The organism is Gardnerella phocaeensis (assembly GCF_048545075.1).
Classification (GTDB): Bacteria; Actinomycetota; Actinomycetes; order Actinomycetales; family Bifidobacteriaceae; genus Bifidobacterium; species Bifidobacterium vaginale_J.
Genome location: NZ_JBKQXS010000007.1, coordinates 18,237 through 42,260, shown reverse-complemented (window position 1 = coordinate 42,260; position 24,024 = coordinate 18,237). Strand labels below are relative to the sequence as shown.

At 42.8% G+C, this 24,024-nt stretch carries 19 protein-coding genes and 1 tRNA gene; 4 read left to right on the top strand and 16 right to left on the bottom strand.

What is annotated here, in order from left to right; genetic code table 11:
- On the top strand, positions 1 to 239 hold a 239-nt coding region (locus tag ACJV2T_RS05830), incomplete at its 5' end, for a hypothetical protein (RefSeq protein WP_419399399.1).
- 389 nt (positions 240 to 628) lie between these two features.
- Entirely contained in the window at positions 629 to 1,402 is a 774-nt protein-coding gene (locus tag ACJV2T_RS05825; RefSeq protein ID WP_119527788.1) for an SIR2 family NAD-dependent protein deacylase, read from the top strand.
- A 25-nt stretch (positions 1,403 to 1,427) separates the two neighbouring features.
- Here the strand turns inward: ACJV2T_RS05825 and ACJV2T_RS05820 are convergent, their stop codons facing one another.
- From ACJV2T_RS05820 to tgt, 14 genes are all read right to left on the bottom strand, one after another.
- Positions 1,428 to 3,371 carry an alpha-glucosidase gene (locus ACJV2T_RS05820; RefSeq protein ID WP_419399398.1) on the bottom strand — a complete coding sequence of 648 codons (1,944 nt, stop codon included), beginning with the start codon at positions 3,369 to 3,371 and terminating at the stop codon, positions 1,428 to 1,430.
- 49 nt (positions 3,372 to 3,420) lie between these two features.
- Positions 3,421 to 3,801 (bottom strand): type II toxin-antitoxin system YafQ family toxin, encoded by a 381-nt coding sequence (locus ACJV2T_RS05815; RefSeq protein WP_415683120.1) that lies wholly within the window; start codon positions 3,799 to 3,801, stop codon positions 3,421 to 3,423.
- Positions 3,791 to 4,102 carry a type II toxin-antitoxin system Phd/YefM family antitoxin gene (locus ACJV2T_RS05810; protein ID WP_415683121.1) on the bottom strand — a complete coding sequence of 104 codons (312 nt, stop codon included), beginning with the start codon at positions 4,100 to 4,102 and terminating at the stop codon, positions 3,791 to 3,793. Before ACJV2T_RS05810 ends, ACJV2T_RS05815 begins: the two co-directional genes overlap by 11 nt.
- 194 nt (positions 4,103 to 4,296) lie before the next feature.
- Positions 4,297 to 5,265, bottom strand: a complete 969-nt coding sequence (locus tag ACJV2T_RS05805; protein WP_004119821.1) for a ketopantoate reductase family protein — start codon at positions 5,263 to 5,265, stop codon at positions 4,297 to 4,299.
- A 242-nt stretch (positions 5,266 to 5,507) separates the two neighbouring features.
- Positions 5,508 to 6,554, bottom strand: coding sequence for a ribokinase (locus ACJV2T_RS05800; RefSeq protein WP_419399400.1), 1,047 nt, complete (start codon positions 6,552 to 6,554; stop codon positions 5,508 to 5,510).
- Between the two features lie 46 nt (positions 6,555 to 6,600).
- The gene (gene rbsD, locus ACJV2T_RS05795; RefSeq protein WP_415683122.1) at positions 6,601 to 6,996 is read right to left on the bottom strand and encodes a D-ribose pyranase; all 396 of its coding nucleotides are present in this window, start codon (positions 6,994 to 6,996) and stop codon (positions 6,601 to 6,603) included.
- A gap of 293 nt (positions 6,997 to 7,289) precedes the next feature.
- Positions 7,290 to 8,228 (bottom strand): D-ribose ABC transporter substrate-binding protein, encoded by a 939-nt coding sequence (locus ACJV2T_RS05790; protein WP_415687035.1) that lies wholly within the window; start codon positions 8,226 to 8,228, stop codon positions 7,290 to 7,292.
- Between the two features lie 264 nt (positions 8,229 to 8,492).
- Complete coding sequence (locus ACJV2T_RS05785) at positions 8,493 to 9,494, bottom strand: ABC transporter permease (protein ID WP_415683123.1); 1,002 nt, start codon at positions 9,492 to 9,494, stop codon at positions 8,493 to 8,495.
- Between the two features lie 171 nt (positions 9,495 to 9,665).
- Positions 9,666 to 11,159, bottom strand: a complete 1,494-nt coding sequence (locus tag ACJV2T_RS05780; protein WP_415687036.1) for a sugar ABC transporter ATP-binding protein — start codon at positions 11,157 to 11,159, stop codon at positions 9,666 to 9,668.
- A 216-nt stretch (positions 11,160 to 11,375) separates the two neighbouring features.
- A complete protein-coding gene (locus ACJV2T_RS05775) occupies positions 11,376 to 12,386 on the bottom strand; it encodes a LacI family DNA-binding transcriptional regulator (RefSeq protein WP_119527778.1) in 1,011 nt (336 codons plus the stop codon).
- A 394-nt stretch (positions 12,387 to 12,780) separates the two neighbouring features.
- Positions 12,781 to 13,242: a nucleoside deaminase gene (locus ACJV2T_RS05770; protein WP_419399397.1), complete on the bottom strand. Its 462-nt coding sequence runs from the start codon at positions 13,240 to 13,242 to the stop codon at positions 12,781 to 12,783.
- A gap of 54 nt (positions 13,243 to 13,296) precedes the next feature.
- On the bottom strand, positions 13,297 to 14,067 hold the full coding sequence (locus tag ACJV2T_RS05765) for an alpha/beta hydrolase (RefSeq protein WP_415687619.1): 771 nt from the start codon (positions 14,065 to 14,067) through the stop codon (positions 13,297 to 13,299).
- Between the two features lie 156 nt (positions 14,068 to 14,223).
- Positions 14,224 to 14,306: transfer RNA gene (locus tag ACJV2T_RS05760), tRNA-Leu, on the bottom strand.
- A gap of 75 nt (positions 14,307 to 14,381) precedes the next feature.
- Entirely contained in the window at positions 14,382 to 15,707 is a 1,326-nt protein-coding gene (tgt, locus tag ACJV2T_RS05755; protein ID WP_415683127.1) for a tRNA guanosine(34) transglycosylase Tgt, read from the bottom strand.
- A 184-nt stretch (positions 15,708 to 15,891) separates the two neighbouring features.
- Between tgt and ACJV2T_RS05750 the strand changes: the two genes are divergently transcribed.
- A complete protein-coding gene (locus ACJV2T_RS05750; RefSeq protein WP_419399396.1) occupies positions 15,892 to 17,706 on the top strand; it encodes a S1C family serine protease in 1,815 nt (604 codons plus the stop codon).
- Positions 17,707 to 17,865: 159 nt separating this feature from the next.
- Here ACJV2T_RS05750 and ACJV2T_RS05745 read toward each other — a convergent pair whose 3' ends face one another.
- Both ACJV2T_RS05745 and rlmB read right to left on the bottom strand, forming a co-directional pair.
- On the bottom strand, positions 17,866 to 19,644 hold the full coding sequence (locus ACJV2T_RS05745) for an ABC transporter ATP-binding protein (protein WP_419399395.1): 1,779 nt from the start codon (positions 19,642 to 19,644) through the stop codon (positions 17,866 to 17,868).
- Positions 19,641 to 20,639 carry a 23S rRNA (guanosine(2251)-2'-O)-methyltransferase RlmB gene (gene rlmB / locus ACJV2T_RS05740; RefSeq protein ID WP_004106172.1) on the bottom strand — a complete coding sequence of 333 codons (999 nt, stop codon included), beginning with the start codon at positions 20,637 to 20,639 and terminating at the stop codon, positions 19,641 to 19,643. Before rlmB ends, ACJV2T_RS05745 begins: the two co-directional genes overlap by 4 nt.
- 228 nt (positions 20,640 to 20,867) lie before the next feature.
- Here rlmB and ACJV2T_RS05735 point away from each other — a divergent pair, with 228 nt between their 5' ends.
- On the top strand, positions 20,868 to 23,858 hold the full coding sequence (locus tag ACJV2T_RS05735; RefSeq protein ID WP_419399394.1) for a cation-translocating P-type ATPase: 2,991 nt from the start codon (positions 20,868 to 20,870) through the stop codon (positions 23,856 to 23,858).
- Positions 23,859 to 24,024 lie beyond the last annotated feature (166 nt).

Here is a 24,024-nt window from a genome sequence, read left to right as displayed (position 1 = left end):
AGCAGCAAGAGATAAACTTACACCAACCCACGCTAAAACGCAAACCCACCAAAAATAAACACCCCAAAACCATTGAAAACAAGCCAAAACACCGGCGTGTCGAAAAACGCAAAAAAGCACCCAAAAACCAACACAAAACCAGGAACAATAATCAAAACCAACAAAAAATAATCAAAAATAGCCCCAAAAACCTCAAAACCGGGAGTGTCGCATCGACTTGCTTTTCGCTTAAAGCGTAGCGCGAAAAGCAACCCGATGCGGTAGCGCTTGCTTATGCAGAAAGCACAGTGTGCTTTCCGCGCAAGCGCGCAAACAATTACGCTTTCTTTAAACTAATTAAGAAAGCGTAATCTGACGACCAAAGAAGATTAACTTAAAGTGAGCTTAATGCGGTAGCGCTTGCTTTACAACGCTCGCACAAACTCAGCAGCAGTACACACAAAATATATGAGCTCTATTTATGAAATAAGAAATACCTATATAAATAGATACTTATTAAATAAACTTTTATAAAGAATACAAAGCTAATAAAAACACAAAAAGCGTAAAGCGCATAAAGAGAAAAATAAGAAAATAAGAAAATAAGAATAGGATATTAACAGACATTAATAAAAGAAGGAGCAGAAGAATGAGCAACAAGCAATCGAGCAACAAAGCACATCACATTGTTGTGCTCACAGGCGCAGGAATATCTACCAGCGCGGGTATTCCAGATTTTCGCGGTCCAGACGGCGTATGGACTAAGCACCCAGAACAAATGAGCGTTTATGACATAGACGCATTTTTAAGCAGTAAAGAGGAACGCATATATTCTTGGAGATGGCAAAAAGAGTCGCCCGTTTGGAACGCACAGCCGGGAACAGCTCACAAAGCACTTGTAAAACTCGAGAAGGCAGGCATGCTCGACCTCATAGCCACACAAAATTTTGATGCGCTTCACGAAAAAGCTGGCAATAACCCAGATATTATAGTGAATTTGCATGGAAGCATTGGAACTTCGCACTGCATGAGCTGCCACGCGAGCTATAAAACTGCCGATATTATGGCAGATTTAGACGAGCATCCAGATCCACATTGCAGGCGCGCTCTGCCGTACCGCAGCAATATGCCTTGTAACGGTCTCATAAAAACAGACGTTGTTTATTTTGGAGAGGCACTTCCTGAAGGCGCTATGGAACGCAGCGCGCAAGCAATAGTTAAAGCGGACGAGCTGTGGGTTATTGGTTCCACTCTGGAAGTATTTCCAGCTGCCAGCCTTGTGCCGTTAGCCGCGCGCGCAGGAGTGCCTATTACGATAATGAACTTGGGCTCTACACAATACGACTATTTGGCAGAGCGTATTATTCGCGAAGATATTGCGAAAGCTCTGCCAAAATTAGTAGACGAAACTATTGCAAAGTGATTATTGCAAAGTAACGCTATTAAAACTATTGCAAAGTAACAGCTATACCTTCCCAAGGCGCAAGCGTACCGTTTTTAAGCGATGTAAGCGCGTGATTCACGTCGTAAGTTGTAACCATTACGTCGTGCGTTGTAAAGCTGTTAGAAGCGCGATTTTGCAATAATTGCGCGCTCTGCGTAGGTATAGGCACGGTTGAATCAGTCATATTAACCATTACGAGCATACGTTCTGTAGATTCCGCATTAGATTCCGCATTAGATTCCGCAGAATTTGCAGTAGATTCCGCAGCAGTCTCTGCAGAATCTTCCTGCTTTGCGCAATCAGATGTAAGCTCGCGCACGAAAGCGTACACGCACTCGTCGTCCGCATCGACCAAATTCCAAGAGCCAGCAGAAACAATCGGCTCCGAATGGCGCAACGCAATCAAATACTTATAGAAAGAGTAAACGGAATCTGAATCTTCCATCTGCTCAGCCGCATTAATATCCACATAATTAGGATTCACGCTAATCCACGGCTCTGCGTTATTTTTCGATGCGACATTAAAAGGCATAAATCCCGCGTATTTAGACGCATTCCACTGCATTGGAGTTCGAGAATTATCGCGGCCGCGCTTTGCAAGCGCATCCATCATCGACTCAGCCGACTGAATATGTGCTTCTTCTACGCGCTGCTTAAACATATTCAACGCTTCCAAATCGCGATACTGCTCGAGACGCGTAAAGTGCGCGTTAGTCATACCAATTTCCTCGCCTTGATACACGTAAGGAGTACCGCGATGCATGTGAAGAAGCATTGCAATCGCCTTAGCGGAACGCACGCGCATCTCCTCGCTAGACTCACTACCCCAGCGAGAAAGCGCACGCGGCTGATCGTGATTATTAAAGAACAAACTCGCCCAGCCAGCATCCGCTACCGCTTGCTGCTGCTCAGCCATCACGCGCTTTAATGCCGTAAGCTTAAGCGGTACAGGATTCCACTTAGTTCCGTTTTCGCAATCAATATCCACATGATTGAACAGGAATAACATGTCGAGTTCACTGTGAGCAGGGTCAGTAATATAAGTATTACGGTGCGGAGAAATTCCCGGAGCTTCGCCAACAGTTAAGAAACCTTCGCGCCCTTCGAAAACTTCTGCACGCATCTCACGCAAGAATTCGTCTAAACGAGGACCGTCCGAGCAGAACGGGAATGGCGAAGAATAGCCGTCAGCACCAGCCGGCAAATCTTCAATCTGGCAGCCAGTCTCCCCAGGCAAACGTCCTTCAGAATCAACATGCTTAGAAATCTGCGTAATCACGTCCATACGGAAGCCGTCAATTCCGCGATCCATCCACCAATTCATCATTTTGTACACGGCAGCGCGAACCGCAGGATTTTCCCAATTCAAATCTGGCTGCTTTGGAGAATACTGGTGAAGATAGTATTCTCCGCGCTTCGGATCGTAAGTCCACGCGGAACCGCCGAAATACGAACCCCACTTATTAGGCTCCGCACCCGGCTCACCAGGCATACAACCTTCACGCGCAGGTCTCCACCAATACCAATCTGCGTAATCGCTCGAAGCATTCCTAGAAGCCTGGAACCAAGCATGCTCATCTGAAGTGTGATTTACTACTAAATCCATCACGACTTTAAGGCCACGCTCGTGAGCTCCAGCCAGCAGCTCGTCCATATCTTCCAAAGTGCCAAAAAGTGGATCAATATCCTGATAGTCGGAAATATCGTAACCGTTATCGTCTTGTGGAGACTTGTAAACAGGGCTGAGCCAGAGCACGTCAACACCTAAATCAGCCAAATAATCGAGGCGAGAAGTAATTCCCCTCAAATCACCAATGCCATCTCCATTAGTATCTTGGAAGCTTCGCGGATAGATCTGATACACTACTGCATTCGCCCACCAAGGGTTTGGCGTAGCGCCGTTCGTGCGCACGGATTGCGGCAAGTTTGCTCTGTCAAAAGTAGTCATTTAATCCCCATTAATTATTTTTATAATCTATATTCTATTATTTTATATTTCAGCTATCTTTGGATTTTGCAAGCAACGCTAAAGTATTACTTACCATCTCAGAATACTTGTGAATAATTTTAGAATTAGTATGAGCATTGGAGAATAATTCATCATGATTCCCCGCTCTTACCAAGACTAAAGAAACAGACAAGCCATCAACCCAATAAATAAGTAGTAAATTTTGCTGCACATGCAACTCACGGTAACCTTTCCAACTACCAGTAAGAGCATGATCACGATATTTACTCTTTAATAGCTGTTGATTATTATCTATGAGAGCCTGAAATACAGCAAGAAAATCTTCAGTATCAATATGCTTTTTACGAATCTTTTTGTAGTCATTATCAAATGACTTGATTGTAAGAAGACGTCTCTTTTCACAGACCATTTAAGTAATCCATCATATCAGAAGCGGTATGTGATTCATGAGTGAATTCGCGATTTTGAACTTGCGCGCGAGCTTCTTCGTTTTTATTTTCAATGGCTTCTTCAATATACTTTTGAAGTTGTTCCTCAAGCGATTGGTAGCGCTCAAAATCTTCGCGGTCAATAATGAAGTACATTGGTTGATTATTTTTTAAAACCGTAACTGGCATACCAGAACTCACTTTAGCAAAAGCCTGTGCAGATTTACCATTACTAAAAGCACTAATAGGAACCATAGTGCTTATTGGAGCGACTGTAACCATATTTATTACCCTAACTTTTCTACAGACAATCCACGCATATACTTAATACATGTATATTTACTATACTTTTCACAAGTGTATATGAAAGTCACTATACTTGTACAGTTAAAAGAATAAAAAAGCGGCCCGCAGTAAAAACCGCGAGCCGCGCCTCCTTCTCATTCATTGCAAGAGTTATAGGGATACTCTCTAAATTATTGCTGATTATGAAGCTTGAACGCGAGTTCCGCCAGATGAACTCCGTGCGTTAAGAATTCGTGAGTGCGGCAAACGTAATCATTTTCGCGACCGAGCTTTGCAATATATCCGTTGATGTAATCGACTTCAGTCTTTCGTCCGCGACTCATATCTTGGTACATAGAAGGATAGTGCAGAGGATTTGCAACACGACTTACGTAATCGATAGCCTCCAACTCCTGCTGACGCGTATTAACCATACGAATTCCAGCACGATCGCACACGTCGTACGCTTCGTTAATAAGCTGTCGAGCCATATCCATAGCGCCAGGATACGAAATAAACTGACCCATTTGAATCTGATACATTGTGCACAAAGTGTTAACTACAGAATTGAAAACTACCTTCGCCATGCACGTACCCTTGAAATCTTCCGTAATAGTAGGATTCAAGCCTGCAGCTTTAAAGTCGTCTCGCATAGCAAGCTCAACATCGCTCACCTGCTCGTTCAACGCGCACATGTTCATGGTGCCAACGCCAACTTTACCAATAAAATCAACGTCGCCCGGACCGTTCAAAACGGTTGCAATCATGGCAGTTCCACCATAAATATGGTCATCCGGGAAATATTGCTGCAACTTTTCAAAATGTCCCCAACCATTCATAGCAGCAAACACAACCTGATGCTCTTTAAACAAATGCTTACAACGCTCCAACATTTCCGCAAGCTGCATTTGCTTCATAAACACAATCCACACGTCTGGATCGCCATCATAATCTTCAGGCGTATACATATTAATCGGCACTAAATGACGGTTTTCATGGTCGCGGCTCACCATTACGCCGCCTTGCTCGCGAACCTTATTCACATTTTCATCCCAGGCATCAATGAAATCAACATGAATACCAGCCGTTTCCTGCAACAAAACGCCATAGCGATATCCCATAGCTCCCGAACCGATCATTGCATATTTCATGCCACTCATAGTGACACCTCCTTTTAGATAAAAATGTGCTTAGGCGAAATTCGTGTATACATGAAAATTCGTCGAAGCGACTGTAAATATAGTAAAAAGCAGTAAGGCTGATTGTAGTGACTAAAATCAGCCAACTGCTTTTTGGTTTTTATAGCATATTACACAGTTTTAGAAGAATGTCAAAATTCTGTACATCGGCAAGGCGCGAACGTCAACTGAATATACTTACAATTTATGCATGCATCACCTACTTACAACTGAAAAAATTGACGAATTTGAGCAACTGTACCGTAAGAAGCTTGTGCACCAAATCCAGTAGCAGCATATGCAGCTACATAAGAAGCGAGTGACGCTGCATCAACCAACCGCATATCCACAGACAAACACGCAAGCACAGTACCCATAAAAGCATCACCACAACCCGTAGTATCAACGGCATTGACATGCTGAGCCATAATTCGATGCACCGAATTATCAGCATAATCCAAAACCATAGACCCACGTGAGCCAAGTGTTACTATCGCCTCATTAAAGCCAAACTCATGCATTGCATGAAGCGTATGCTTCCAATCAAATGAATCCCAATCACCGCTATCTGGTTCTGAAATATGCAATAGCTGTGCCATTTCATGCTCATTAACCAGTAAGATATCTGCAGATCGTATAAGATCTTGCGGTAATGTATCCAAAAAAGGCGAATTATTAAGCAAAACTTTTACGCCATGCTCATGCGCTAAGCGAGCGCACATCGTAACCGATTCTAATGGACTTTCCAAGCAAAGCCCTAATACTTTTGCATTAGTAATAGCAGCTTGCACAGATGGCGACTGAATATAATCAATATCAACTTGCGAGTTAGATCCAGGTGCATAAACAATAGTATTTTCGCCACTTTGCTCATCCACTGTAATCACTGTTGCGCCACTGTTGCAATTGGGTACATGACGTACATACGTCGTATCAACACCAGATTCTCGCAAAGCACCAGTAAGAAAATCAGCATTAGCATCATCGCCTACAGCACCGAACATACATACGTGCGCACCAAGCTTTGCAGCAGATACTGCCTGATTACCTGACTTACCTCCAGGCAGTATTCGTATTTCGTTACCTTTAATGGTCTCACCAGGCATAGGAAGACGATTAGCAACAATAGTATAATCCGCATTCATAGAACCAACTATCGCTACAGTAGGCATCTTCATATTTCGTAACGCAGGCAATGTCTCGTGTTGCAAAGCCACGTTAACAGGCTGAATGACTTTAATCTTTTCTAAACTCTCCAACGAGTCAAGCATATGATAACTACACATAATTCTCCCTAAATATTGCGCAAAACAAAGCTTAGAATGGAACACCACAACGTAGCAACACGTTAGAATACGGAGTAGTCTCACCCGTTCGAATCACGAATTTAGCTTGCGAAACAAGAGCCTTAAATCCTTGTTCGCCATCATGCGGCACATAAGTCAATGGCACACCAAGCAAATCCTTGACCCATGTTTCTGGAACATCATCACGAGCTTCTTCCGCCATAATACCAGATTCAAGAACAAGATCATCCTTTATTGATGCAAGCACATCAGGAAATCGCGGTATCCCAAAAACCAAAGCTAAATCAATAACTTCTACGCCCGCTGGGACAGGCAAGCCACAGTCAGAAACAACAAATTGGTCCTTATGCCTCAATTTTGCAATAGCAGCTGCTAATTGTGCGTTCAAAATACCATGAGTTAACATAATTCACCCCATATCGTGGCTCATAAAAGTGACATCAACAATGATCATCACTTTTATAACAAGTGCGCCACCACGAACATATATGATAAAAATCTTATTAAGAAAACAATGGCGTTGAGAACACTAAATCATACGGTATTAATAAATTTTACTGTTGCGATTATTTTCACGAAAGCATCATGAATGCTCTCAGCGCCATATAAATTTTGCATTAGCTATATTAATCTATAAAATTACTCAACATAAACTTTAATGTTTATACACAGAATTACATAGTTTTATGCAAATATGTATTACTCAAAATCACCCACATTCTTTACTGTCACTGTTTTCACAGTAATTGGCTCAGTCTTTGGAACACTTTTCCCCTTAATAGCTTTTACAGCAGCAGCAACGGCAGCACGACCAAGTTCCTTTGGCTGCTGAGCAATTGTTCCAGCCATTGCGCCGGCCTTAATAGCTTTCATACCGTCAGCAGTTCCATCGAAACCGACTACTTTAATTTCTTTACCAGCTTTAGCTCCTAATGCTTGAATGGCACCTAATGCCATCTCGTCATTTTCGGCGTAAATGCCGGTTGCATTCGGGTGCGATTGCAATAAATTAGTAGCCACATTTAATGCTTCAGCACGGTCAAAGTTAGCAGTTTGTTCTGCTACAACTTTAATATTTGAATATTTCTTAATACGATCTTTGAATCCTTTGCCACGGTCGCGAGTAGAAGCCGCTCCAGGAATACCTTGCAAAACCAAAACTTCACCCTTTTTGCCCATACTATTAGCTAGCGTGTCAGCAGCCTGAGCACCACCAGCAACGTTATCGGAAGCAATATGCGAAGTAACTTTTTCACCAGTTACAGAACGGTCAACAGAAATCACAGGCAAGTTCGCGCTTAGCAACGGGGCAACTGCAGGACCAGCAGCATCAGAATCTACAGGGTTAATAATAACAGCTTTTGCACCTTGTGATTGAGCATTCTGCGCTTGATCCTGCTGCTTTGCAGAATCATTCTGAGCGTCGGAAACTTGCAAATCAACACCAAGTTTCTTTGCTTCAGCTTGGGCACCATCACGCAAATCCACAAAGAACGGATTGTTCAAAGTAGAAACTAGCAATGCGACTTTATCGCCACCATTAGTACTACCACATGCACTCATGCTGACAATAAGTGCAGATGCTGCTGCAAACGCGCAAGCAATCTTTACGCCTCGACGCATAATTGGATAATTCATCATATCTCCTTTGATTATTGCCCTGTGCTACCGCAAGTTTTAGTTCGATAAATCCACAATGTTGCAGTGGCATAAGGCTGATGTTTCACCATCTCTTTACCTTATTGTTACGTAGTTTTGAGTTATAAAGTTCAGTTATAATATTCCAAAATCGTTTCAATTCTTGCTGAAAATATTGATTACTCGCCACTTACGAATCAACATTTGCAAGATTCATCTCCTTCCTACGAGAAGATCAAGTTTATAAAAAGTATTAATTTGCTGTCAGTGCGTATCTTCCTTGCGGCGCAAAGTGTCAAGGCTCACAGCAAAGGCAATAACCAAACCAATAACTACTTGCTGCCAGAAGGAGGAAACATTCAAAATATTCAAGCCATTACGAATTACAGCCAACAAAATTGCTCCTACGAAAGTGCCAGAAATCTTACCTTTACCTCCCGAAAGCGAAGCACCACCGATAACAACAGAAGCAATAGCATCCATTTCATAGCCAGTGGCAGCTTGAGGCTGAGCGGAATGTAAACGACCGGCAATAACTAAACCAGCGATGGCAGCGAAAATACCGGAAAAAACAAACACCATAATTTGTGTTTTATGAATATTGATGCCAGAAAGGCGAGAAGCCTCCATATTTCCACCAACAGCATACATAGAACGACCAGTAGTGGTGAAGTTCAGTATTACTGCAGCAAAAACGCCCATGATAATCATCATCACAATTGGCATTGGAATACCTAATATGTTGGCACCAAAGAAATTCACCATGCCAGAGGTGGAAATAGGACGACCATCTGAAATAACAAGGGTAAGTCCACGCGCAACAGACATCATTGCCAATGTAGCAATAAACGACGGTAACTTAAGAAAAGCGTTTGCAACACCTGAAATAAGGCCAAAAAGCGCACCGGTTACTATGCCTACAACAACAGTTAACACTGGTGGCAAACCCATAGAAACGCCTGTATACGCAACCAACATACTAGAAATTGCAGCCACTGCACCTACTGACAAATCAATACCAGCGGACACGATAACAAAGGTTTGACCGAATGCCAAAATAGCAACTGTCGCAGCTTGAATACCCACATTGAGAATATTCACACTTGTCAAAAATGCTGGCGTGGCGCACGAAAGCGCAGCACACAAGATAATCAAGCCGATAAGAGCGCCATTGCGTGATGCAAACTTTTTCGCTGCAGGCAAAAATCCTTTATCAACTGCACCGTATCCCAAATGCTCAGATTTTGCACTACTCGTAGCAGCCATAATTTATACTCCTTTAACAAATTTTGCTATAACTCACTGCACTGCTGTGTGCAATAAATTGTTGTATGCAAGTTTTACGTTTGATTGATAACTTTAATTTTTAAGATTTCAATATGACTCATGTATCAGTTTCATATTGAAAGCAGTAAGGTTTTACTCATTCCTGTATGCTCAAATACCAGATGTATTAAGGTGAGTCACTGCAAGTTCCATCACACTTTCCTGCGTAGCCTCGCTTGCAGCTAATTCACCGCTGATTCTGCCGTTCGACATCACCAATACGCGATCTGACATGCCAAGCACTTCAGGCAAATCTGAGGATGCCATCAGCACAGCACCTCCATTTTCTACGATACTGTTAATCAACTCGTAAATTTCTACACGAGCACCAACATCAACACCACGAGTAGGCTCATCCAGCAACAGCACTTTCACGTTCGCCATAGACCATTTGCCGAACACGATTTTTTGTTGATTACCGCCAGATAGCGAACCAGCGAGTTGATCAATGTTTGCCATACGAATACGCAATTTTTTTGCAGTTTCTTCCTCGCGAGCACGCTGCCCTTTCAAATCCGCAAATCCTGCATGTGCTGTAGTAACTAATGTAGAAATTCCCAAATTTTCTGCAACAGATGCTTCAAGAATCAACCCTTGTACTCGACGATCTTCTGGGACTAAACCAAGACCAGCTGCGATGCTTCCTGCAATATTCGCTTTTGCAATAGATTTACCATCAACAGTTATTGAACCTGAATCATAACTATCTGCACCAAATATTGCACGAAGAACTTCGGTACGACCAGCACCTACCAAACCTGCAAGACCCACAACTTCGCCAGCATGAACGCTGAAGGATACATTTTCTAACGTACCTTTTCGCGTTAAGCCTTCTACTTTTAGCAGCTCTTTGCCTTGACTACGTTTGCCATGAGGGAATTGATTTGTAATATCACGACCTACCATGAGTTTTACAAGTTCCTTCTCAGGAACTTGCGCATCAACAGTATCGACGTATTTGCCATCGCGAAGTACAGTTACAACATCACCAATACGCGCAATTTCATCTAAATGATGAGAAATAAACACCATTCCAACATTTTTGGATTTTAAATCTTCCATAATGTTAAATAACTGTTCACATTCTGGTTTTGTTAGAGCAGCTGTTGGTTCATCAAGAATAAGGATAGATGCATGTTGCATAAGTGCTTTTGCTATTTCTACCATTTGTTGACGAGCTACACCAAGTTGTCCCATTGGCTTATTGACATCTTCATCTAAACCGATAACTTGCAATGCAGATTCCGCACGAGCACGCATCGTCGCCCGACTAACAAAACCAGCTTTCGTAGGAAGCATACCAAGGAACAAATTTTCCATAATAGAAAGTTCTGGCACCAAATTTAACTCTTGGTGAATCACAGCAATGCCCAATTTGCGAGCAGTATCCACATTAGGAATTCGCACTGTTTCACCATTGATCTCAATATGACCTTTATCTGGCTGATAAATGCCACTCATCATCTTAATAACTGTTGACTTGCCCGCACCATTTTCACCAAGGAGAACATGCACTTCACCTGGTTTTACTGTTACAGACACATTGTCAACTACCGTAGAATTACCGAATATTTTCGATACTCCTACTAGCGATAGTTCCGTCATGTCCTACCTCTTTCTTCGCTACAGCACCACTGCTGCCACGAAAATGCAATAAATTACGCTACATTACGCTTGTACTTTGGATGAGAATTATGCCGCACTGTGCATGCAAAAACGTAACAACAACGGTACGCTCAGGCGATTGCTGCACACGCTTACAAAATCACGGTACAAAAATCAATAACAATAGTGTCAAGCTATAGAATAACAGCCTTACAGCTACGCATTTCCTAACGATTCACGCGGAATATACATAGTTTCTACTCGCTGCGATTGAACATCAACATTATGTTCTAACATATCCAAAAAAAGTGCGGCACTAGTACGACCAATGCGCTGAACTTGTTGCGAAATAGTAGAAATACGCGGCGTTGCTAAGCGGAATATTTCAACATCATCAAACGAGATAAGTGAAATATCACTGCCTATCACTAATCCTTCACGAGCCATTACATCCATCACTCGCAGCGCATCTGGCGAATAACCGACAATAAGCGCTTTTACACCAACGCTAATCATGCGATGCAACACGCTAGCACATGAGGATTGTTCAAATCCCGTAGATTCTACAAATACATGTTCTTCGCCAAATATCTCCGAAGCCACTGTACGAAATACTTGTTCACGTTCTTGCAGTGACGGTGAAGCGATAATTGGACCAGACACGTAGCCAACTGAGCAAAAACCATGTTGTTTAACATCCAATAATGCGTCACGAATACCTTGCTCTGGATCCGAATCCACAACTGGCACATGCATCAAATCGCCAGTCCGAGGCTCCACATGTCGATCCATAAACATAAGTGGAAGATGCTGCTCCATCAACATTCTCATAGCATCAGTTTCCTCACCCTGAGGCACAATAATCGCACCATCAATGCGTTGAGAAAGAATACTTGTAATGAATGAATCTTGACGAGCTGCACTCTCAGAAGATGTTCCAATAAACGCACAATAGCCGGCATCAAACAACGAGTCTTGCACAGTATACGCAAGCTCAGCAAAATACGCATTGCGTATATCTGGCACAAGTAGCCCCACTGTCTTAGTGCGAGATGACCGCATCGCCTGAGCGCGAGAATCTGGTATATAACCTAGTTCCGCAACTGCACGCTCAACTTTCGCCTTAGTGTTTGCCGATATACGACCCGTATTATTCAATGCGCGAGAAACAGTTGATACTGATATACCAGCACGTTGCGCAACATCGCGAATCGTAATGTACGACATGACACCTCCAGCTCATCTCTTATGCTCAACCAGTGTTAACAATTTTGCACTGTTATCGATATGTTTTGATTTTAGCTTGTACTCCATGTTTTATACTACGTTTTTCCATATACTCCTCTCGTTGGAGAAAAACAGCACTATGCAACCATGCATAAGAGCCTCTGTGCAATCTTATTCTCAATGAGCAGCTTCATCAGCGCTGAATAGAATCCGCAAATTGAGATAACGTTTCCACAATTGTCGGTTTCTTCAACTTACCTCATGCGGTAACGTTACCGCAACTATAACATTTTGCTAGAATGAACACAAGGGAAACACGCTAAAAAAAAATTACTTTTCCTGCACTGCGTTATCTTGAATTAAACGCAACATTAAAAAATAATGCAACACTTATCTAACGGTGATTTTCAAAAAAGTTTCGCAAGAGTTGAGCACACTCAGATTCGCATACTGAGCCAATAACTTCCGGACGCGAACCAACATGAGGATCTCGCAAAATATCCCACACAGACCCACACGCACCAAGTTTGGCATCCCATGCGCCGAAAATCACGCGTTTAAGACGCGTTTGCAGCACAGCCCCAGCACACATAGGGCAAGGTTCAAGAGTTACTACCAAAGTGCAATCAGATAGATTCCAAGATTTGCGCGAGATAGCAGCATCTTTCATAGCAAGCACTTCAGCATGAGCCAAAGGATCAGCGCTCTGCTCGCGCATATTTGCGCCTTTGCCAATAATATTGCCGTCGCCATCAAGCACAACTGCTCCAACTGGGACTTCGTCTGCAGAAGCAGACTCTCGAGCCAAATTCAAGGCTTGATTCATTGCAAATACTATCTCATCGCGCATATTCATGAAATCACTTTACAGATTAATTTACAGATTAAGAAAAAACAAAATCGAATAAATTTACATAAGCCCAGAAGAAATATCGTGAGTTACAAACCATTTGCGAATATCGCCAATTTCGTTCATATCAACAGCATGATCCAGTCCGCGATAACGACGTTCTTCTAGCCAAGTATGCTCTTCAAGCCACGCGGCAGCAGCCGAAAATTCGTAAGGAGGAATCACGTCATCTTCTAATCCGTAGCCGAAAAATACAGGCGTATTACGTTCCGCTAAATCGTCGTCTTTCAAAGCAATTTCAGATGCAGAAGTAGGAGCATTAGGAGCTATAAACCCAGAAAGCGAAACAGCTGCACGATAACGCGCAGGATTCAAACGCAAAACGTGCACTGCGAGCGCAGCTCCTTGCGAAAAACCAAATGGCACAATGTTGCGATTTGCTGGAATATTTTCACGCACCCACTCGTCGATTGATACGGCGGCAGCATACATGTCGTAATCTAAATCTTCTCGCTGCGGCACAGCATCGTGGAACCAACTGTAAGAGCCTTCTGCCAGCTTAAGCGGAGCGCGTAAAGCAATTGCATCATTGTACGGCGCCACTACTCGCAACAAATCCAATAAATCTTCCTCGTTAGAACCCCAACCGTGAAGGAGCAAAAGCAGCGGATGCGTTGGATGAGCTGAAGCATTACCTTGCGAATACTGAGCATTCGTAACTTTTAAAGGCTCACCAAAATGGCCCGGCACAACGTGAGATTCGCGGCCAATATGCGGTTCGTAAGAATTGTTATTTACATTATTGATATTTAGTTCATCGTTAGTGTTCATTACATCACCGTCGCTTGTAATAAATAGAAGTTTGTACAACATTCGCACTTTTTGCACTGCAGTTGCAATATAGCTGCTTTATATTTGCACTATACTTGCACAAAAGGCCAGAATCGTAAGAGGCAAAACCCTTGCAATTCCAGCCTTTTTGACGAGTGCGAACGGCGGGACTTGAACCCGCACGAGCATACGCTCACTGCCACCTGAAGACAGCGCGTCTACCATTCCGCCACGTTCGCATACAAAGTGTAAGGCTATCATATTTGATATAAATTCGCAATATTTAGCCTAGCATTTTGCGCTCAAAACTACTCTCAGCCTTTTGAACCGTTTTCGTAATAATGAGCAAGAGTTTCATCGCGAAACTCTTCAAAATATCCGCCGTCAATAGAAGCTCGAATATCGTCTAGCAGCTTCACAAAGAAACGCTCATTATGAATGGTCGCAAGCGTAAATCCATTCATTTCACTAGCGCGCAACAAATGATCCACATACATTCTGGAATAATGCGTGCAAGTGTAGCAATCGCAGCCTTCTTCAAGCGGACGCTGATCATGCTTAAACTCAGCACGTTTTACGTTGTAGCGACCATGTCGAGTGAAAATTGCACCGTTCCTTCCGCAGCGAGCAGGAGCAACACAGTCGAAAGTATCTCCACCATTTTCAACACACGCAAAAATATCGTCAACTGCAGCAATACCAAGCACGTGACGAGGTCGATTTTCCGGCATAGCATCGCAAATCCATGCACAAGTATCACCAATAATTCGCTTCTCAATAGCACCGCCGATTCCGACTCCATCAAAATCTAAAGAAGCAATCTCTTCAGCTGCATGCCTACGCAAATCCTCATAATTCGCGCCCTGCACAACGCCATACAACGCTTGATAAGGCTTACCAACGCGCTCCTGCGTTAAACGCTGATGCTCAGCGACACAACGCTTAGCCCAGCGGAAAGTGCGCTCTACTGACTCCTCCTGGTAACGACGCGTATTCATCAAAGTAGTAAGCTCATCGAAAGCAAACATAATATCCGCACCAAGCTTATGCTGTATTCCCATAGAAATTTCAGCACTAAAACGGTGCTTGGCTCCGTTAAGAGGAGACTTAAAAGTTACGCCATCCTCGTCAACAAAAGCCATGCGCTCCTTACCGGCTGCAATAACGTCGTCCGACTTCATGCCAGTAACGTCCATTGCAAGCGTCTTCTTAAAACCAGCACCCAAAGAAAGAACCTGAAAACCGCCAGAATCCGTAAAGGTTGGCTTATCCCAGTTCATAAACTTTCCCAATCCGCCAGCTTCGTCAAGAACATCCGCACCCGGACGCTCATACAAGTGAAAAGCGTTTGAAAGCATGCACTGCGCGCCCAAATCCTTAATGCTTTCTGGCAATACTGCCTTCATTGCAGCTTGAGTTGCAACAGGCACAAAAGCTGGGGTCTGAATATCTCCGTGAGGAGTGTGAATTACGCCGGTGCGCCCATAGCGAGCGCCGTCACGACCTTTACCTTCAGCAGTATTGGAAAGTCGCGTTTTGGTTGTAAAAGAAAATTCTTTGCGGTCACCAGGTTTCCCCGGCTCAGCTCCGCGTGGATGTTCAAGAAGACTTGTCATAACATTTACTTTATTAGAAGGCATGACGAGCGTAAATCAAAAAACACGCACAATTTATATTTTCATGTGACAATATCCAATTAATTTGCAAATTTATGAAATTTATAAAGCAAATTATTTAAAAAATTATAAAAAAACATACTAGCTATTACATAGATAACGGCATGGTTTATTATGGTGTGTTAAGAGTCTTTTGTAAGGAGGATGAATGGCTGACGATATGTATGGTGCAAATCAGCAGGAATCCAATGAAACTGCAAATAATGGATATTACGAGCAGCAGGAACAGCCGACGCAAGCAACGCAACCAGCACAACCAACGCAAGCAGCACAAACAGCACAAACATATAGCCCAGCTCCTGAATTCGGAGCTTACGGTCCAAAAAATAACGAAAATGAAGCTGGCACAAACACTACACAGTATCCAGCTAACAATTACGCCGTAAACCAAAATAACGATGCGAATAATACAAATATCAGCAATGCTCCTACGCAATACACCGGATCGCAAAATTACTACGAAAATAATAATTCTAATAGCTTCGGAAATACGTATAATTACGGCACAGACAATAATTCTTACCCAAATAATGAAGTTGGCAATCAAACACCAGCACAACAGAATTTTGGAAATAATGCAAGTAACGAAAAAAATGAAAATATAGCAAAAACGAGCATTATTAACACAAATGCAGAAAATAAAAACGCTAAAAACAATGCGAAAAACACAAATAAGAAAGGTAACAAAAGAAAAACAAAAAGCTCTTCATCAACTGTTTTTGTTGCCATTCTATCCTCTGCAATTTCTGCAATAGTTTGCGTAGTTGTAGTTATGTTTGCAATCTCGCAAGGTCTTATTTCAATTCCACAAAGCAGTTCTTTATCAAGCATCGGATCTAATTCTTCTGGCCCTGGAACCGCAGTAGTTAAAGGCGGTCAAGCTCCAGATTGGCAAGGAGTTGCAAAAAATGTTTCTGGAGCCGTTGTTTCTATACAAACTCGTTTAGAGAAAGGCATGGGAAAGGGTTCTGGAGCAATCATTGACTCAAAAGGTTACGTTGTAACAAATAATCACGTAATTGCTGATGCAAAAGAAATTCAAGTAACGCTTTCTAACGGTCAAATTTATTCAGCCACATTAGTTGGAGCGGATAAAACTACTGATTTGGCAGTACTTAAATTGGACAATTCACCAAATAATTTAAAGGCAGTCCAATTTGCTGACTCTAATCTACTTTCCGTTGGCGAACCGGTTATGGCAATCGGAAATCCGCTTGGATATGACGATACGGCTACTACAGGCATTGTTTCTGCTCTGAATCGTCCAGTATCAGTTATGGATGACCAAAGCCGCTCTGAAGTTGTAACTAATGCTGTACAAATTGACGCAGCTATTAATCCAGGAAATTCGGGCGGTCCAACTTTTAACGCTGCCGGAAAAGTAATAGGCATTAATTCTTCTATTGCAGCAACCTCAATTCAAGGGGAAGCTACAGGATCTATCGGTATCGGCTTTGCAATTCCAGCAAATTTGGTAAAACGAGTAGTTACAGAAATTATTAAAAATGGTTCTGTAAAGCATGTAGCTCTGGGAATCATGATTAAAAGCACAGCAGTTGAGTCTGAAGGAATTACTCGCGGAGGAGCTCAAGTTGTTTCTGTAAATCAAGGAAGCCCTGCTGAAAAAGCTGGCCTCAAAGCCAATGACACTATTGTTGCATTTGACGATAAGCCTGTATCTAATAATTACGCACTTCTCGGATATGTGAGAGCAACAGCGTTCAACCAAAAAGCTACGATTACAATAGTTCGTAACGGCAACACACTTAAGTTGCAAATCACATTCAACCAAGAAGAAGCTGCTGTTAATGGCACAAATAAGCGAGAAAAGCAGTTAAAGCAAAACCAAAAGAAGCCTAGCAAAAAACGCAACAGTAAGTCGGATGATGACGACGATTTACAGCAGCGCGGAGATGACGACGGCGACGATGGTGGAATATTTGATCCATTCGGTTTCTGGTAAATAAAACCGCATGTTTTACATTAAAAAGTAAAACATTGTAATAAAAAATGCCCCTAAATAAGTTACTTAACTTACGCAGGGGCATTTTCATAGTGTAATTAAATGTAATTAAATATACTGAAATATATTTAACTGTATTTACATGTTTATATAAATGCGCTAATTATTTTTGCGCTCGTATACAATAATTCTTCCTTCTGAGGTTTTTGCTTTCCAAGATGATTTTGTTTTAGCAATAGTACGCTCAGTGTAATGGTCAATATTGTAATTTAACGAAACAAAGTAATACCAAGGTTTGCTTGATTCCGTAACGAAGAATTCTGGCTCTTTCTTTGCCTTGCAAACAGCCATCTCATTTGATGCCTGTTCTTGAGATGGCCGCTCATTTGTAATAAACGAGCTATTCTTATAACTGCAATCAATAAGATTCTTTGAGAAATAAGGATTTACTGTAATAAGCTGCCACGAGTATTGATGAATATCTTCAAATTCCGGAACAATAACATTACCTTGCTTATCGGTTTTTTCGTTTTGATGCAGCCAAGACGTTACAAATCGCTTATTTTCAGCATGATTTTGCTTAATAAATTGCGCAAGTGCACGCGAGCCTGAATAGTCGAATCGAATATCGTTAACGCAAGAATACGCGTTCCAAACTAAGCTTGGGTACAATAAAACAACAGTAATAATGCCAGTAATAACTTTGCGTCCAGCAGATTTACTTGCAGATTTACTATTGCTATTTTCGTTGCTATTTTCAGTTTTATTTGTATTTTTATTTGCGTTTTTGAATAGCCTAAAAATAATAGCCGGAATATCTTTAGATTCCAGTGGCTTACGCGCAATGCACATCCAAAGTTGAGCCACGAAGAATACAAAAACGATTCCTACGTGATGCAAAGTGAAATATTGTGTTGCAATTGCTGCAAAAGTTAAGTAAGTGAGTATCAAAGAAACAAGCATGCCTCTTCGATAAGCAATTCTTATAGCGAAAGCCCATATTAAAATCGAAATAATAACGCAAATAATCGCGGAAGGTACGCTTAGTGTGAGTCTACGTAAAGAAACATCGCCGGCAAATTGAGTGAACATGCTTTCTGATGGCATAACGAAAATAAACGACAAGAATTGCGTAAGAGACGAATTTCCGTCGAATGTTTCACGTGATGCAAAAGCGTTAGAAGCAGGCCAAATGCAAATAATGCTTGCAATTCCAACTAAAGCAAGAATTATCCAGCTTACTAATCTGTTAGCGTTAGAGAATATTTCAGCGAAAGCTTTTTTAATTCCTGCAGATTTTGCAGCTCGCCAAATCCAAGCCAAAGCAAAACCTGCTGCTAAAGCAATGCCGTACGCACTGATTGCACATAAAAGTACAAGACTTAAAGCGAGTTTCCAAGTATCAGAAGGTTTAGAATCAGATTGTTTCCAATAATGCGCAACCATGAACAAAGCCGTGCAAAGAAGAGCATACGGACGAGACGTAACGCCATATTGGAAGCACAAAAAATACGTAAACGGAAGCAAAAATACAGCTAATTTACTAAAAGGCGCGCGGAAAATAAGCCAACCGCCCAAAAGCGCAGTGCATAGAATCTGCACGCCTTTAAGACCAATTTCGTATGGCACTCCTGTTTTTGCCGGGATTGAAAGAAGCAAAGTCCAAAGAGGTGGATGGCCCTCATAATGTGGACGAAGAGTTAACAAATCGGCAAACGAAGAATCGCGCGCAATAAGCCAACTTTGAGCTTCATCGAACCAAGGCTCATGGAAGCACATCACTACTACAACAACAGCAATGTACGCAATAAAAATAAGCGCGCGCACATGCTTTACGAACCATAGCTTATTAGAAATATTTAAATTTTTAGTCGTATTCGTAGTTGCAGTTGCGTATGTAGTAATTGCATTCGCATTCGCAGTAGCATTTTCGCTCATAGTTGTTCTGTTTTCGCAGCCAAACGACGAGCGTTAGCAACAGCGTACAAACTAATGCCTGCTGCAACCGAAGCGTTAAGAGATTCAACTGCACTAGAAATTGGGATTCCAGCAATTGCATCGCACGCTTCTCGCGTAAGACGACTCATGCCCTTGCCTTCGGAGCCGAGCACAACAACTAACGGGTCAGTTTCAAAGCCAGTTTCTCCAACAAGCTTATCGCCTCCGCCATCAAGACCAATTGCATACCATCCGCGCTCACGCAAACTTTGAATTGCCTTATTTAAATTCACAACTCGAGCAACAGGCAAATGAGCTGCAGCACCGGCAGAAACCTTCCAAGCGGCAGCAGTTACGGAAGCACTTCTGCGCTCAGGCAAAATTACACCATTAGCACCAAAAGCTGCTGCAGAACGAATAACAGCACCCAAATTTTGAGGATCTGTAACGCCATCCAAAGCAATAAATAGTGGTCGGGCATTAATGCGAGCAGAATCTGAATCAGCAGCTTCCATTGCGCGCGCCTTCTTTTCAGCGCGTTCAACCAACTCTTGCAAAGAGTGATACTGGTAAGGCTGAACTTTCAAAATAATGCCCTGATGATTCGTGCTATGCGCAATACGATCCATTTCAAGGCGATCTGCTTCAAGCAAACGCAAACCCTGCATACCTGCTAACTTAACGATTTCGCGAGTGCGATCGTCGTGCTCAATGCGATTAGCTACATACAATTGCGTACTTGGAACTCCAACTCGTAAAGCCTCTAAAGCAGCATTGCGACCAATTACCAACTCGTCTGAATCGCTACCAAGCTTATCCACTCGGCGGCGCGCAGCCAAACGAGGATCCGCAAACGTGCGCTTAATAGCAGCTTTCTTAGCAAAATAAGCTTTGTGATACACGCGATCTTCAGCCTTCGGAGTAGGCCCTTTTCCGCGTAAAGCATTGCGATGTTTTCCACCCGACCCCTTGGTCGGTCCTTTTTTCGTAGTCATACTCCTATTCTCACATGCCCCCGAGGCATTGCTATTAATAGCTTTTTGAATCCGGTAAAGTTCGCAGATTCTAAGCTCGGCGCGTTGTATGGCATAATAGAACGGTACTTAATTGTTGCAAACTATTGCAATATTCCACAACCGCGCAATAGTTACAATACGAAGCGCTAAAAATAGCGTTAGCATTGCGATTATTGACTACTCCGCGGCACTCCCAAGGGGGAAGATATGGTTGATCACGCTCTTGATCAATCCAATAAAACAGCTGACTCTTCAGCTAATAGCAAAGATCCATCATTGTGTGATGTTCAACAAGTAGCTAAATCGCTTAACGTAGATATTTCATGCGGTTTAAGTTCTGAGGAAGCTGCAAAAAGACTTGATCAATTCGGTCCGAATGCGCTTGCTGCTGCTCCTAAAATTCCAGCATGGAAACGATTCCTTGATCAATTTAAAGATCCGCTCGTTTACTTGCTTATTGCAGCAACTATTATTTCTGCAATTGCGTGGTTTGTTGAGCGCGCACAACATAAAGGAAACAGCGGTGGAGAGATTCTTCCGTTTGATTCAATCGTAATTATCATTATTTTGATTGCAAACGCAGTTCTTGGCTACATTCAAGAGTCGCGCGCAGAAGAAGCAGTCGAAGCTTTAGCTAGAATGAGCGCTCCGCAAACTTCAGTTTTGCGCAATGGTAGCGTTGTGCGCATTAATACTGCAGAAGTTGTTCCTGGAGATATTCTTGTGCTTGGCGAAGGCGATGCTGTATCTGCAGACGGTCGACTTATAGCAGCAGCCTCCTTACGCGTAGCAGAAGCAAGCCTTACAGGAGAATCTGTAGCAGTAAGCAAACGTCCGAATACACTTTCGTCTGCAAAAGCTTTAGGCGATCGTACAAACATGGTTTTCAACGGAACTGCTGTTACGCAAGGAACCGGTCGCGCTGTAGTCACCTCTACAGGCATGCGCACGCAAGTTGGCAAAATTGCGGATATGCTTTCAAAATCAGATGACGAAGCAACACCTCTCGAAAAAGAAATGGTACACGTTTCCAAAGTTCTTGGAATTGCGGTGTGCATTATTGCTGCTGTTGTTCTTGCTTCCATGTGGCTGATTGAAGGCTTCCACAGCATTCAAGATATTATTGATTCCTTGCTGCTTTCTGTTTCCCTAGCTGTTGCTGCTGTTCCAGAAGGTTTAGCTGCGATTTTGACAGTAGTTCTTGCGCTTGGCGTGCAACGAATGGTGAAGCATCATGCTGTTGTAAAAAAGCTTTCATCCGTAGAAACACTTGGTTCTGCTTCTGTTATTTGCTCCGATAAAACAGGCACCTTAACTCGAAACGAGATGACTGTTGAACGCGTAATAACACCTAGCGGCGAAGTTCAGCTTACAGGAAGCGGTTACAAGCCTGAAGGACGCATGATATTAATTGGTTCTGCGGACGCAGATCTGGCAGTGCCACAAAATCTTGCTACAGAAGTATTAGGCGCATTGGGCTCCGGATGTTTAGCTAACGACGGCGATTTGCATTATGACGAAACTACTAAAAGTTGGCAGCCTGTAGGAGACCCTACAGAAGTTTCGCTAGTAGTAGCAGCGCGTAAAACAAAAGCAGACAAACGTTACGCTCATTTGACTCGAGTTGCGGAAGTACCTTTTACTTCTGAACGCAAACGTATGTCTGTAGTTGTTAAAGATGGTTCGGATTCTGGAAATCTGATTGTCTGCGCTAAAGGTGCCCCAGACGTGCTGCTTTCTTATTGCACACGTATTGCAGTAGCTGGTGCCGTGCGTCCGCTTACTGACGGCGATCGCGAAGATATTTTGGCAACTGTTGAACGTCTTTCAGGAGAAGCCTACCGAACGCTTGGAATGGCTTATAGGCCACTTGGAGTCGATAGTCTTTCAAAAGTTGATGGCATGGTTTCTAACGCTGCAGGTCAAATCGCAGACGTTGCGGAACAAAGTGACGTACTAGAATCTGATTTGATTTGGAACGGCATGGTTGGAATTATTGATCCTCCGCGAATTGAAGTTCGAGATAGTGTAGCTCAAGCTCATCGCGCTGGAATCCGCACTGTTATGATTACAGGCGATCATCCTCTTACGGCTACGCGTATTGCTCGAGATCTTGGAATTATTGGGAAAGATGAGCATGCGCTTACAGGCGACGAACTTGACGAGTTGCTCTCACGCGACGACGACAACATTGCTTTTGACGAAGCGATCAGTAAAACTAGCGTGTACGCGCGAGTAGCTCCTGAGCACAAGTTAGCTATCGTTTCTTCGCTTCAACGTCAAGGAAATATTGTTGCGATGACAGGCGATGGCGTGAACGACGCTCCTGCAGTAAAATCTGCCGATATTGGCGTCGCAATGGGCATTACTGGTACAGAAGTAACTAAAGAGTCCGCCAAGATGATTTTGGCTGACGATAACTTCTCTACAATTGTTGCAGCAGTGCGCGAGGGACGCGGAATTTTCGACAATATTCGTAAATTCTTGCGATACTTGCTCAGTTCTAACGTTGGCGAAGTTTGTACTGTTTTCGGTGGCGTTGTTTTTGCTGGCGCACTGGGAATTACACAGCCAAACTCTGTTGGCGTGACTTTGCCTTTGCTTGCAACCCAGCTTTTGTGGATTAACTTGCTTACAGATGCAGCTCCTGCACTCGCGATGGGCGTTGATCCGCAAACTGACGACGTAATGGATAGAAAACCTCGAAAACTTACCGATAGCGTTATTGACCGACGAATGTGGGGAGATATTGTATTCATTGGCATAATCATGGCTGCTATCACTTTAATCGGCATGGATATGCATTTGGCAGGCGGATTCTTTACGGACCGTTCTGTTGGAATTATGGATCACGCTGCTCAGCTTACTCACGCTCGCACAATGGGCTTCACAATTCTTGTGTTTGCGCAAATGCTGAATGCGTTAGCATCTCGTTCAGACTCACAAAGCGTATTTGTAGGCTTATTTGCAAATCGTTGGCTTTGGGGTGCTATAGCAGTTTCCGTTGTGCTCCAGTTGGCTGTAATTTACATACCGTTCTTGAACGAGCCATTTGGCACTGTTCCTTTGAGCGTAACGGAATGGTTCGAGTGCCTCGGTCTTTCAATGGTCGTGTTAATTGCTTCCGAATTGCGTAAATGCGTGCTTCGTTTCATTGCAAAACGTAAAGCAGCAAACGCCTTAACTATTGCCGCTTAATAAAATACATTATTAAGCTGTTTTACAAATGCGCGGTACAGTACGTAGTTTTTTACATAACCTACGTTTCTGTGCCGCGTTTTGTGTTTTTATTTTCTATAAAATTTTTTGCAGTCAATCACAGACCGCGGCACGCGCTACAATTGTGCGTATTGTATTTTTCGCG

What these genes read in the sequence shown, in the direction of transcription:
- tgt (WP_415683127.1), bottom strand. Translation starts at nt 15,707, where the DNA reads ATGCCTTCTAATAAAGTAAATGTTATGACAAGTCTTCTTGAACATCCA.
- ACJV2T_RS05820 (WP_419399398.1), bottom strand. Translation starts at nt 3,371, where the DNA reads ATGACTACTTTTGACAGAGCAAACTTGCCGCAATCCGTGCGCACGAAC.
- ACJV2T_RS05780 (WP_415687036.1), bottom strand. Translation starts at nt 11,159, where the DNA reads ATGACGGAACTATCGCTAGTAGGAGTATCGAAAATATTCGGTAATTCT.
- ACJV2T_RS05750 (WP_419399396.1), top strand. Translation starts at nt 15,892, where the DNA reads ATGGCTGACGATATGTATGGTGCAAATCAGCAGGAATCCAATGAAACT.
- ACJV2T_RS05735 (WP_419399394.1), top strand. Translation starts at nt 20,868, where the DNA reads ATGGTTGATCACGCTCTTGATCAATCCAATAAAACAGCTGACTCTTCA.
- ACJV2T_RS05765 (WP_415687619.1), bottom strand. Translation starts at nt 14,067, where the DNA reads ATGAACACTAACGATGAACTAAATATCAATAATGTAAATAACAATTCT.
- ACJV2T_RS05770 (WP_419399397.1), bottom strand. Translation starts at nt 13,242, where the DNA reads ATGAATATGCGCGATGAGATAGTATTTGCAATGAATCAAGCCTTGAAT.
- ACJV2T_RS05825 (WP_119527788.1), top strand. Translation starts at nt 629, where the DNA reads ATGAGCAACAAGCAATCGAGCAACAAAGCACATCACATTGTTGTGCTC.
- ACJV2T_RS05800 (WP_419399400.1), bottom strand. Translation starts at nt 6,554, where the DNA reads ATGCTTGACTCGTTGGAGAGTTTAGAAAAGATTAAAGTCATTCAGCCT.
- ACJV2T_RS05815 (WP_415683120.1), bottom strand. Translation starts at nt 3,801, where the DNA reads ATGGTCTGTGAAAAGAGACGTCTTCTTACAATCAAGTCATTTGATAAT.
- rlmB (WP_004106172.1), bottom strand. Translation starts at nt 20,639, where the DNA reads ATGACTACGAAAAAAGGACCGACCAAGGGGTCGGGTGGAAAACATCGC.
- ACJV2T_RS05810 (WP_415683121.1), bottom strand. Translation starts at nt 4,102, where the DNA reads ATGGTTACAGTCGCTCCAATAAGCACTATGGTTCCTATTAGTGCTTTT.
- ACJV2T_RS05790 (WP_415687035.1), bottom strand. Translation starts at nt 8,228, where the DNA reads ATGAATTATCCAATTATGCGTCGAGGCGTAAAGATTGCTTGCGCGTTT.
- rbsD (WP_415683122.1), bottom strand. Translation starts at nt 6,996, where the DNA reads ATGTTAACTCATGGTATTTTGAACGCACAATTAGCAGCTGCTATTGCA.
- ACJV2T_RS05785 (WP_415683123.1), bottom strand. Translation starts at nt 9,494, where the DNA reads ATGGCTGCTACGAGTAGTGCAAAATCTGAGCATTTGGGATACGGTGCA.
- ACJV2T_RS05745 (WP_419399395.1), bottom strand. Translation starts at nt 19,644, where the DNA reads ATGAGCGAAAATGCTACTGCGAATGCGAATGCAATTACTACATACGCA.
- ACJV2T_RS05805 (WP_004119821.1), bottom strand. Translation starts at nt 5,265, where the DNA reads ATGAGTGGCATGAAATATGCAATGATCGGTTCGGGAGCTATGGGATAT.
- ACJV2T_RS05775 (WP_119527778.1), bottom strand. Translation starts at nt 12,386, where the DNA reads ATGTCGTACATTACGATTCGCGATGTTGCGCAACGTGCTGGTATATCA.